At 56.3% G+C, this 11,203-nt stretch carries 8 protein-coding genes; 3 read left to right on the forward strand and 5 right to left on the reverse strand.

Annotation, left to right across the window (positions count from 1 at the left end; genetic code table 11):
• Positions 1–323: 323 nt before the first annotated feature.
• Positions 324–1,097: a Bax inhibitor-1/YccA family protein gene (locus ACSYTG_RS12500; protein WP_086645065.1), complete on the reverse strand. Its 774-nt coding sequence runs from the start codon at positions 1,095–1,097 to the stop codon at positions 324–326.
• Positions 1,098–1,351: 254 nt separating this feature from the next.
• Between ACSYTG_RS12500 and ACSYTG_RS12505 the strand changes: the two genes are divergently transcribed.
• The 3 genes from ACSYTG_RS12505 (at position 1,352) to ACSYTG_RS12515 (ending at position 5,726) form a co-directional block, all read left to right on the forward strand.
• The gene (locus ACSYTG_RS12505) at positions 1,352–1,819 is read left to right on the forward strand and encodes a hypothetical protein (protein ID WP_143221935.1); all 468 of its coding nucleotides are present in this window, start codon (positions 1,352–1,354) and stop codon (positions 1,817–1,819) included.
• A gap of 208 nt (positions 1,820–2,027) precedes the next feature.
• The gene (locus tag ACSYTG_RS12510; RefSeq protein ID WP_086645063.1) at positions 2,028–4,259 is read left to right on the forward strand and encodes a PQQ-dependent dehydrogenase, methanol/ethanol family; all 2,232 of its coding nucleotides are present in this window, start codon (positions 2,028–2,030) and stop codon (positions 4,257–4,259) included.
• A gap of 48 nt (positions 4,260–4,307) precedes the next feature.
• Positions 4,308–5,726 (forward strand): c-type cytochrome, encoded by a 1,419-nt coding sequence (locus tag ACSYTG_RS12515; protein WP_095350261.1) that lies wholly within the window; start codon positions 4,308–4,310, stop codon positions 5,724–5,726.
• Positions 5,727–6,521: 795 nt separating this feature from the next.
• Here the strand turns inward: ACSYTG_RS12515 and ACSYTG_RS12520 are convergent.
• The 4 genes from ACSYTG_RS12520 to ACSYTG_RS12535 are packed head-to-tail and all read right to left on the reverse strand — an operon-like array spanning position 6,522 to position 11,203.
• A complete protein-coding gene (locus tag ACSYTG_RS12520) occupies positions 6,522–7,793 on the reverse strand; it encodes an acyl-CoA dehydrogenase family protein (RefSeq protein WP_489783392.1) in 1,272 nt (423 codons plus the stop codon).
• A 4-nt stretch (positions 7,794–7,797) separates the two neighbouring features.
• Positions 7,798–9,084, reverse strand: coding sequence for an MFS transporter (locus ACSYTG_RS12525; RefSeq protein ID WP_489783393.1), 1,287 nt, complete (start codon positions 9,082–9,084; stop codon positions 7,798–7,800).
• 10 nt (positions 9,085–9,094) lie between these two features.
• Entirely contained in the window at positions 9,095–10,141 is a 1,047-nt protein-coding gene (locus ACSYTG_RS12530) for an aliphatic sulfonate ABC transporter substrate-binding protein (RefSeq protein WP_489783394.1), read from the reverse strand.
• Positions 10,142–10,147: 6 nt separating this feature from the next.
• Entirely contained in the window at positions 10,148–11,203 is a 1,056-nt protein-coding gene (locus ACSYTG_RS12535) for an amidohydrolase family protein (RefSeq protein ID WP_489783395.1), read from the reverse strand.

The raw sequence follows: 11,203 nt of genomic DNA on the forward strand, positions 1-11,203 counted from the left end.
ACAATCAGTTAGCCGCTGTGAGCATGGCTTTTGCCTACTTTTGAGGCGGCTGGATGACCCAAACAGCATATCACGGAATGTTTCATAATATTTCAAAAAATTCAATAATGGCAAAATTTAGTCTGAAATTTCATATTGTTAGAGAGCACACAAAATCTCACATCCCTGTTACAACTTAAAGAATTGAAATCAGGACCATTTTTGCACCCATTCTTGATTTTCATGCCATCATTCGGACCAAGCATAACTGCCCATACAAAAAAACCCGGCCATAACTGGCCGGGCTTTCCTCTGGCAGGACCAGAAGTGCTGCTCTGGAGCTCTCAGTCGCTGGAATTGCGGACACCCATGAACTGCAGCAGGAACTGAAAGAGGTTGATGAAGTTCAGGTACAGGCTCAGCGCATCATAAACACTGCGCTTGGCGGTCATTTCCGGGCCTTCGTATGCGGCAAACTGCGGGTAGGTAACCCGAATCCGCTGGGCATCAAACGCGCTGAACGCCGTGAAAACGAGCACACCCGCAATGCTGTAGAGGTAATACACAGTCGGGCTTTTGAGGAAGAGGTTGACCAGAGCGGCAATGACCAGCCCGAACAGCCCCATCATCAGGAACGACCCGAACTGCATAAGGTTAGCCTTGGTCACGTAACCCCAGAGGGAGGTCGCGCCAAACATGCACGCCGTTACCAGAAACACGCGGACAATGGAGGTCCCGGTATAGATAACGAACACACTGGCCAGACTGGCCCCCATAGCCGTACAGAACGCCCAGAACAGCGCCTGCGCCCCCTGAAGAGACAGCCGGTTGATCCCGAACGACATGACCAGCACAAACGCCAGCGGGGAGAGCATGGCCAGATCACCCAGCAGAGTAGGGCGCGGCAATGGACCCGCAGCAGTCAGGTAGATCTGAAAAAACAGGTCGCTCAGACCGGTATTGGCAATGACGTACGCCACAATCCCGGTCAGCAGAAGGCCAGATGCCATCCAGTTATAAACACGCAGCATATAGCTACGCAGACCAGCGTCCAGACTGGCCTGATCGTTCCAGCCTGACGCTGATGCGGGGGAACGGTAGTCGTTACTAAACGACATGGTTTTCTACACTCCTTACCCAGACAAGCTGGCTTTGCTTTATACTTGTGGCTGCCCTGCCTTTCCGTCAAGGGTATCACACGTCATATAATATAAGGCCGGCCGACAATCTGTTCGGGTCACGGCCTGCTTCCTCCCGCACCCTGTCACAAGGCCCGGATATGCACCTTATTGCCGGTCTTCCGCTCCCGGTGGAGATGCGCCTTTTCCTCCATGGTTTTCAGGACTTCTTTCCCTCACGGGAATGGAAGGCCATGCCACTGCTTTACCTGCCCCTTGTGTCCTTCGGGCGCATGCAACCGCAGGTCTGGGAGGAACTGGACCAGACCCTGTACACGCTCCACCTGCCTGCCCCGGCAACGCTCCGGCATACGGGTTTTGACGTGAGTCTGAAACGGAACCGAATCATGCTGGAGGCCACAGTAGAAGCCTCTGTTATAGATCACCTTTCCGTGAAAATCAGGAACCAGGCGCGGCTGGCTGGCGTCTCCTCGACACACTCCCTCCTCCCCTCGGGCGTTGCCCTGGCAGACATTACCGATGTGGACCCGAATGTGTGCAATTTATGGCTTGCAACCCACCGCCATCTCTTTGCCCAGACAGAAGAAGTTTGCGAATTCACCGTGTTCAAGACTGGAAAAAACCGTGAAAACCCTTTTTGGGAGGTGATGGCGGAATACCAGTTTGCTGATGGCTTCCCACACACCTCCAATTTGTTATAACATGATCTTTCCGCAGTTCCGTTCCCGCTCCTGCATGCGCCGGAACCGACCTTTTGCACCCCTGATCTCTACAAGGAACGAATACGTGGGGATGCAGCTATTCTCTTGGCGTGATTGACATACAGCGCCCGCCTTGGCTGATGTGTGAGAAACCGGATTTCCGGCTCTATTTTTCCTCATCTTGATACACAGTCGAGGACATGAACGCATGACCCGCCCCGCCTCCGCCAAGAGACGTTCGCTGCTAGGAATTCTCGCGGCTGGAACAATCTGTGCCGCTGCCCTACCTTACGCAGCAGCCCCTGCCCGCGCCGATAGTCAGGGTGACACGGGACAAGCCATCATCCATGCCGATGAGCACCCCGAAAACTGGCTGTCCTATGGACGCACCTACTCTGAACAGCGCTACAGCCCGCTGGATCAGATCAACCGCTCCAACGTTGGTAACCTGAAGCTGGCCTGGTACTACAATCTGGACAGCAACCGCGGTCAGGAAGGCACGCCTCTGATTGTGGACGGCATTATGTATGCCACGACCAACTGGTCCAAAATGAAAGCCCTTGATGCGGCAACCGGCAAGCTGCTGTGGGAATACGACCCCAAGGTGCCCGGCAACATTGCCGACAAGGGCTGCTGTGACACGGTTAACCGTGGCGCTGGCTACTGGAACGGCAAGGTCTATTTTGGCACGTTCGATGGCCGCCTGATCGCGCTGGATGCCAAAACCGGCAAAAAAGCCTGGGAAATCAACACCATTCCTGCCGATGCCTCTCTGGGCAAGCAGCGCTCCTATACGGTTGACGGCGCTGTGCGCATTGCCAAGGGCCTTGTCCTTATCGGCAACGGTGGCGCAGAATTTGGTGCCCGCGGCTTTGTCTCCGCTTTTGATGCGGAAACCGGCAAGCTGAAATGGCGCTTCTACACGGTTCCGAACAACAAGAACGAACCCGACCACGCTGCGTCGGATAATGTTCTGATGACCAAAGCCTACCGGACATGGGGCCCCAACGGGGCATGGGTCCGTCAGGGCGGTGGTGGCACTGTGTGGGACTCCATTGTGTATGACCCCGTGTCCGATCTGGTCTATCTGGCTGTCGGTAACGGTTCCCCCTGGAACTACAAATACCGCTCCGAAGGCGTTGGCAACAACCTGTTCCTTGGCAGCATTGTCGCCGTCAAGCCAGAAACGGGTGAATATGTCTGGCACTTCCAGGCCACCACCATGGACCAGTGGGACTACACCTCTGTCCAGCAGGTCATGACCCTTGATGTGCCGATCAATGGTGAAATGCGCCACGTTGTGGTGCAGGCTCCCAAAAACGGCTTCTTCTACATGCTCGATGCCAAGACGGGTGAATTCCTGGCTGGCAAGAACTACGTGTACGAAAACTGGGCCAGTGGTCTGGACCCGCTGACGGGCCGCCCGATCTACAAGCCTGAAGGCCTGTGGACCCTGAACGGCAACTTCTGGTACGGTATTCCCGGCCCGCTGGGTGCCCATAACTTCATGGCCATGGCGTACAGCCCCAAGACCCACCTGGTCTATCTGCCTGCACACCAGATTCCATTTGGTTACCAGAACCAGGCTGGCGGCTTCAAACCCCACCCCGATGCCTGGAACCTTGGCCTGGACATGACCAAAACCGGTCTGCCTGACTCGGCCGATGCCCGCTCCGCTTACCTGAAGGACCTCAAGGGCGAGCTGCTGGCATGGGATCCCGTGAAAATGGAAACCGTGTGGAAGATCGACCACAAAGGCCCATGGAACGGTGGTGTTCTGGCAACGGGCGGTGATCTGCTGTTCCAGGGCCTGGCCAACGGTGAATTCCACGCCTACGACGCAACCAACGGTGCCGACCTTTACAAGTTTGACGCACAGAGCGGCATTATTGCTCCGCCCGTGACCTACAGCGTAAACGGCAAGCAGTATGTTGCAGTTGAAGTGGGCTGGGGTGGCATCTACCCGATCTCCATGGGTGCCATGGGCCGTACATCGGGCTGGACCGTCAACCACTCCTACGTGGCCGTGTTCTCGCTCGATGGCAAAGCCCAGCTGCCTGCCATGAACGAACTGGGCTTCCTGCCCGTCAAGCCGCCTGCGGAATATGACACCAAGGAAGCTGCCAAGGGCTACTTCCAGTACCAGACCTACTGCCAGACCTGCCACGGCGACAACGGCGAAGGTTCGGGCGTGCTCCCTGACCTGCGTTGGTCCGGTGCCATCCGCCATGACGATGCGTTCTACAACGTTGTGGGCCGTGGTGCGCTGACCGCTTACGGCATGGACCGTTTTGACACGAGCATGAAGCCTGAAGAAATCGAATCCATTCGTCAGTACCTCATCAAGAGGGCGAACGAGACCTATCAGCGCGAAGTGGATGCCCGAAAGAACGCTCAGGGAGTTCCTCAGACCCCTGTCGTGGGCATTACGCCCCAATAAAGCGGCAGTCATAACGTCATTCGGTACACAAGCGATACAGTGGTAAAAATGATGATGAACAGACTAAAAGCCGCTCTTGGAGCGGTCACTGTCGGGCTTCTGGCAGGAACCTCCCTGGCACACGCGCAGGGAGCGGATGAAGACCTGATCAAAAAGGGCGAATATGTCGCCCGTCTTGGTGACTGTGTGGCTTGCCACACAGCACTGAATGGTCAGAAATTTGCAGGTGGGCTGGCAATCAAAACCCCCATCGGCATGATCTACTCGACCAACATCACGCCAGACCCCACCTACGGGATTGGCACCTACACGTTGCAGGAGTTCGATGAAGCCGTGCGCCATGGCATCCGCAAGGATGGCAGCACGCTTTATCCGGCCATGCCTTACCCGGCCTTCTCCCGCATGACGCAGGACGATGTGAAGTCGCTCTACGCCTACTTCATGCACGGCGTGCAGCCTGTTGCCCAGAAGAACCGTGAGGCAGGCATTAGCTGGCCTCTGTCCATGCGCTGGCCGCTGGCCATCTGGCGCTCCATGTTTGCCCCCACACCCAAGGACTTTACGCCTGCTCCGGGCACGGATGCAGACATCGCCCGTGGTGAATACCTGGTAACGGGTGCCGGGCATTGCGGCATGTGCCATACGCCGCGTGGCTTTGCCATGCAGGAAAAGGCTCTGGATGCCTCCGGTGGTCCGGACTTCCTTGGCGGTGGCGCTCCGATCGACAACTGGATTGCGCCTACACTGCGCAACGACCCGGTTGTGGGTCTGGGCCGCTGGTCTGAAGAGGACATCTTCCAGTTCCTCAAATCCGGCCGTACCGACCACTCCGCAGTCTTTGGCGGCATGGCCGACGTGGTTGGCTGGAGCACCCAGTACTTCACGGACTCCGACCTGCACGCCATTGCAAAATACCTGAAGGCCCTGCCTCCGGTTCCGCCGTCACGGGGGGATTACACGTACGATCCGTCCACGGCTCAGGCTCTGGATTCTGGCAACACGGCCAACAACCCGGGTGCACGGGTTTATGTTGAGCAGTGCGCAGCCTGCCATCGTAACGATGGTGGTGGTGTAGCCCGGATGTTCCCGCCGCTGGCTGGCAACCCGGTTGTTGTTGGGGATGACCCGACCTCCATTGCCCATATTGTTATGGCTGGTGGTGTTCTGCCGCCCACCAACTGGGCACCTTCCGCCGTTGCCATGCCGGACTACAAGAGCGTTCTGTCCGACCAGCAGATGGCTGATGTGGTCAACTTTGTCCGCTCCGCCTGGGGCAACAAGGCTCCGGCTAACGTGACGGCTGCTGATGTTCAGAAACTCCGTCTGGACCACGCTCCGATCCCGACCACCGGCTGGGCTGACCCCACGTCCGCTACGGCAACCTGGGGCCTGTTCATGCCGCAGCCCTACGGCGCTGGCTGGACCTTTGCTCCGCAAACCCATAACGGGGTGGACGCAGAACAGTAAGGTCTAACCAACCTTATCTCTGCCCCTCACCAGATGGGCTGGATTACAAAAAACACCGCAGTGGCAACGCTGCGGTGTTTTTTTATGGCGTGAAGCCAACATTACCAAACTGCCCGTAAGCCACCTGCCACAACATACGGCAGAACGGCTTGCCTCTTTCTCCTATGCCCTTGCAGGTCTGCCGTCAGATGTACGGAGTACAGCACCAGCCCCAAGCAGGATTGCTACAGCCACACTGGCACTGGCACTGTTCAGACCTATCTCGTGGTTCTGCCCAGCATTTATACAAACAACCATAAAGCAACAGACTTCCGTTCTACCCCTTATGGCATCGCCTATATCCAGCAGAACTACACACACCTCTGTTTACCAGACATCCAAACGGGCGGGTTAAAGCCAGCACAAACACGCTGGAGCAAAGGAAAAGAGAATGGGAGAAGGAGGTTCAAGACCATCCTGCATCAGATACATGCTGTACTGTACAGCATGTATCTGGATAAGGAATCTCGTCACCCACCCTGCATGAGGCGCGACAATGCCATAAAGATCTGAAATATAAAAACACAGGGATGATCACCTTATATGAAGATCATTACCCCAGCCCGAAGGATCCAGACATCCTCCTTCGCGCAACTATTCTTATGGCTTCCCCACATCAGGAAGACCATAGATACTCCACGCATGGAGTGAATAAAAAAATATTCCTAAAAACCATTATTTTATCAAAGGGTTTTTCCGCCCACTCCAGGAGTGTTACACACCTGGAGTGGGCCAGAAAAAACTCCAAGTATTCTTTTAACCAGCTTTATCCTGCTTGAAATGCGACGGGAAAACCAGAGGGTCCTGATGCAGGACATGCTTGCCAATTACGCGGCGGGCCAACACTTCCGGGTCATGGGAAGACAGGGTTCTGACATCCCGCCAGTACTGGTCAAAATCTGCTTCCCGTGCGGTTGAACGTCCCCCCAGCAACTCAAAAACACGCGGTGTAATATGCAAAGCCGTGCGTGCAGCAAAAGTGCGGAGCGAGAGCGTTTCCAGCGCAATAGCGCCATAATCTTCTTCCGTCAGGGAGGAGCGCCGGTCCCATTGTTCCTGCACAAAAGCAATGGTTCTCTCAAAATACGCCTGAGCCGCCTGAACCTGCACCCAGTATTCAGCAAATTCAGCCTGAATGAACGGGTCATCCGCCGAAATACTGACACCCCCAAAGCTGCCCTGCCTGCGCCCCTGCAGCACCCACTTGCGCGCATGCTCCAAAGCCCCCAGCGTGCGGCCGATGAACACAGCCGTATAAAAAATGGCACCAAAGCTGGCCCACAAGGGCAAGGGGCCGGTCTGGGCCGGGCTGTGGCCCCAATGCAGGACATCTTCTGGCAAAATCCGCACATTATGGAAGGTAATGGTGCCTGAATCCGTGCCGCGCAAACCAATCGGGTCCCAGTCATTATGGAACTCCAGCCCCTCACGCGCTGTGGGAATTACAGCGTAAATGTAGTGATCTCGGTCGGGGTGAATGGCCAGCACTGTTGTAATTTCTGCCAGTGGCGCACCCGTGTTCCACTTTTTGGTCCCGGTAATTGTAAATCCGCCATCCGGGTGGTGTTCGGCCACAAACTCCTTGTTCACATACTGTGTGACATTACCCCAGAAAAACCGGTTATTCGCGGCATGGCGCACAACATCATCATTCGCACCGGTGTAGTCCGTTAGCAGCGGCACAAGGGAGTTATAGTAATTAAACCCAAGCAGCGCTGCGGTGGAGCCATCCACCTTGGCAATTTCCAGCACACTTTGCGCAGCATCGCGGAGCGAACCTCCACCGCCCCCAAGATTTTTGGGGTATAGCAGGCTGACAAGCCCGCTTTCGCGCAGGCGGCGGATCTGCTCAACGGGCCTTGCGCCATCCAGATCACGCTGAACAGCACCTTCGGCAAATTCATGCGCAAGTTTTTGCGCAGCATCGACCCAGTCCTGTGGGTAAGGCGCCACTGCCTGCGGGCGCGTGGCACGCACAAGATCATTACGAGGAGCAGGAAAGCTTGTGTTTTTTTCGATGAAAGTCATGAGATCAATCTTTCTTTGAGTCGTTTTTGGCGTGAACTGCCAGCCAGATCCAGAAGATGGATGATGCTGCATAAAAAGCCGGTCCAATAAGAATGGCCTGTGCCAGACCCGCATGATCGGAAATCAGACCCAGAAGCCATGGGGCAAAAAGCCCTGATGCTCCACCAGCAACCATCGCGCCAAACGAACCGGAAATAGTGCGCAAAGCCGGAGGCACAGTTTCAACCAGCAGCGTGGTCAGGCTCCCTGCCGTGGCACCAAAAGATGCAATGGCCAGCAGGGAAAAAACCTCGCAGACGCGTAGGGAAGATGCCGTAAAACCAATGGTGAACAAAACCGAAGCCAAGAGCGCGCTTACAGCAAGAGATGCGGCAATGGCCCCCGTGCGCCCGGCCAGATAACGCCCCGTCAACCACCCACCCACCGGCCCCGCCGGAAGGGTGAGCATAAGGGCTGAGAACGCAAAGCCCGTGGCATGCAGGTTATCCAGACCATGCACCCGGTGCAAAAACGCGGGAAGCCACATCTGCGCGGTAATTGTGCCGGAAAAAAACAGGCTTAGAGCGATCAGATGTGTGGTGTAGGGAACAATACGAAAAACAGAAAACTGTTGTTTCCAGCTGACCTTGTTCTCCACCGCGGGTACATGACCATCAGACTGGCCCGGAACCGGCTCAGGCACAAACAGTAACAGAAAACCCAGAACAAGACCCGGCAGACCGGTGAGAAAAAATGCCTGATGCCAGTTGGAGTGGGCTGCAATCCACCCCCCAACACCAAAAGCCAGCGCAGACCCGAGCTTGTTACGCAACATGAAAAGAGAAAAAACGAAGTTCCGCTCTTTCCTGTTATAAAGGTCGGCCAGCCAGCCCGGCACAATGCCCTGATAGGCCGCCATGCCAAAACTGGTAAGTGTGCGCCACAAAACCAGTGTTGCCAGACCAGTAGAAAGCGCACTACCCGCCGATGCCAGACTCCACAGCACAATAGACCCGACCAGCACGGAACGGCGACTGAACCGTGCTGCCAGCACTGCAAAAAGTGGTGCACCCAGAATACCCGCCAGTGTGGAGGCGGAGGATACACTCCCAAAAGCAGCATCCGAAAGATGGAGATCCGCCTTGATTGGTGTCAGCAATCCGGAAAGAACCATATTATCCATGGCGCAAACCGTACCCGTTGCCAGCAGCAGCACCAGCGCTGGATGGCGTGACAATGCCGTGCCGGTCACAGCGGGCTGATTTGTCACGTGCGGGGTAACTGAAGAGAGTGTGGTTGCAGTGGAAGACATGGCTGTATCCTCATACCGGTTGAGGGTGCGTCTGTTCGAAAACTGCAGCATTTTGGGGGGCTCGCAGCGCAAGGGCCGTGGCATCTGCCAGAATTGAGCGGTCAATCCAGCTTTCCAGATCAAAATCTTTTTTGATCAGCCCCTGACGCAGCAAAAAGGTTTTTTGTGCATCCAGCGTCGCGACATAATCATCATTCAGGTCCAGCCGGATACCCTGTGCGATGTTCTCATACACTGCGGCAAGGTTTTCTGGTGCCTGCCCCAGATCGGTCGCCAGAGCCCGCAGGGCATCCAGCGGCTGGGTTGCCGCCCGCTCTGCCGTGCGCACAAGCGTTGCCACAATGCGCACCAGCAGGTCTCGCTGCTCTTCAATCAACGCCGTGCTGACCACCAGACCACGCAGCACGGAAGGATGCACGCGCGAGATAAGGTCCGGGGCAAGCCGGGTGTCGTACACCACATTCAGGCGTGGGTAGAGGCCACCATCGGGGGGGATGGATGCGGCCACCGCATCCACAATACCCTCCTCCAATGCTGCCAGAGCTGACTGAAAACCCGCGAGCAGAAAGCTCTGCCGCTCCCCGCGTGGTGGAAAAGTGCGTGGAATACGCACCAGTTCCACATCATCAAGACCCAGCCCGACAGTGGCCAGAGTGGTCTGATAAATCTTGAGCTGTTGTGCAATCATCAGGTCAAACGGGCTATCGGGGTTGTAAAACACCGCAAGCCGCTTGCCTTTAAGGGCCGCGGGCTGTGCAAGCCCGGAAGAATGGAGGCTCAACACCGGGTAGCGACCATCCAGAAAAGCAAGACCCACAACCTTGCAGTCCACGCCATGGCTTTTTTTCCATATGGCTGGTGCATGCCCGGCATTACGAAGCCAGAACCGATCTTTGTGATCGTATTCCGTTTTGGGTGAAAACCCTACGGACTGAAAAACAATGTCAACATCGTGCTCTTCTGCAAACTCAGCCCGCAGCGTGCCCCAAGCTTCTGCCAGTGCGCTAATGGTCGGCACAGACGGGCAACGGGTGTAATGAATAACCGGACGGGTCATGGCTTTTTACTCCTGTGGGGCAACCTGCACGCCATGGCGTGCCAAAAGCTGCTGTGCATTCCAAAAAAGAACTGATTTCTGTCCATCGGGGTCGGTTGCCGTTGCCGCGCGCACACGCTCAAGCGTAGGCCTAATATCGGGCACCGGGGCATAGTCCGAGCCAAAGACAACGCGTTCAGACCCCAGAACCCGCACGGCTGCAGCAACAGCAGCCGTTCCACTGCCTGCTGCCCCCGTATCCAGCCATATCTGCTTAAAGTGCTCACGCAGCGGGCCAGCCTGCACGCGGGGGGAGACTACGGCCTGTTCGGCCGCCAGCGCCCCCAGTGCCGTACCGCCCAGCATGGCTATCTGGATTGTCACATCGGGGAATGGGGCCAGAAAATCCGTAAACGCCAGCGTTGCAACGGCAGATGCAAAGCAGAACCCGTTGTCTATGACCCAGCGCAGGGCTTCGTTGTCATCATGTAGAATATCGGGGGGCTGGCCATGAACCTTGGGGCTGGCAAACCCCGTATGCAGGTAAATATGGCTGCGATGTGCCTGAGCCACTTCGAATATTCCCCGAAAAGCCTCTGCCGAGCGACGGGAGAAAAACCCGTTAACAGGTAATACACCCCCGATCAGGCCCAGTTTTTCATGCCCGCGTTCCAGCTCTTTGGCAGACCAGGCCAGATTATCCGTGCTGAGCGCCGCCACGGCGCTAAAGCGGTCCGGGTGCTGGGCCACAAGAGCGGCGGTATCGTTATTCCACTGCGTCCACAGGTCCTGCGTATCCGCAAAGGGGAGTGCGGCATCTACCCCCAGTGTTGTTGGCCAGGATAAAAGCTGGTGCGCAATCCCTACATGATCCAGATGAGTCAGTCGGGTTTGCAAATCGTACCATTGCGCACCAAGGGGGAATGCTCCCCCCTTGCCTACCCCCGCCCCCGTGCGCCAGATGGCAAGTTCATCTCCCTGACGGCCAATACGCGGTGCCTCCGCACGGCGCCCAAGAATATCCAGTGTGGAAGGTGCAAACCAGTGGGAGTGCAGGTCGATTACAGTCTTATGGATTGTCAT

The organism is Acetobacter sp. ESL1128 (assembly GCF_058505085.1).

Excerpts from the sequence above, each read along its gene's own strand:
- ACSYTG_RS12500 (WP_086645065.1), bottom strand. The coding sequence starts at position 1,097 with ATGTCGTTTAGTAACGACTACCGTTCCCCCGCATCAGCGTCAGGCTGG.
- ACSYTG_RS12505 (WP_143221935.1), top strand. The coding sequence starts at position 1,352 with ATGCCACTGCTTTACCTGCCCCTTGTGTCCTTCGGGCGCATGCAACCG.
- ACSYTG_RS12510 (WP_086645063.1), top strand. The coding sequence starts at position 2,028 with ATGACCCGCCCCGCCTCCGCCAAGAGACGTTCGCTGCTAGGAATTCTC.
- ACSYTG_RS12515 (WP_095350261.1), top strand. The coding sequence starts at position 4,308 with ATGATGATGAACAGACTAAAAGCCGCTCTTGGAGCGGTCACTGTCGGG.
- ACSYTG_RS12520 (WP_489783392.1), bottom strand. The coding sequence starts at position 7,793 with ATGACTTTCATCGAAAAAAACACAAGCTTTCCTGCTCCTCGTAATGAT.
- ACSYTG_RS12525 (WP_489783393.1), bottom strand. The coding sequence starts at position 9,084 with ATGTCTTCCACTGCAACCACACTCTCTTCAGTTACCCCGCACGTGACA.
- ACSYTG_RS12530 (WP_489783394.1), bottom strand. The coding sequence starts at position 10,141 with ATGACCCGTCCGGTTATTCATTACACCCGTTGCCCGTCTGTGCCGACC.
- ACSYTG_RS12535 (WP_489783395.1), bottom strand. The coding sequence starts at position 11,203 with ATGACAATCCATAAGACTGTAATCGACCTGCACTCCCACTGGTTTGCA.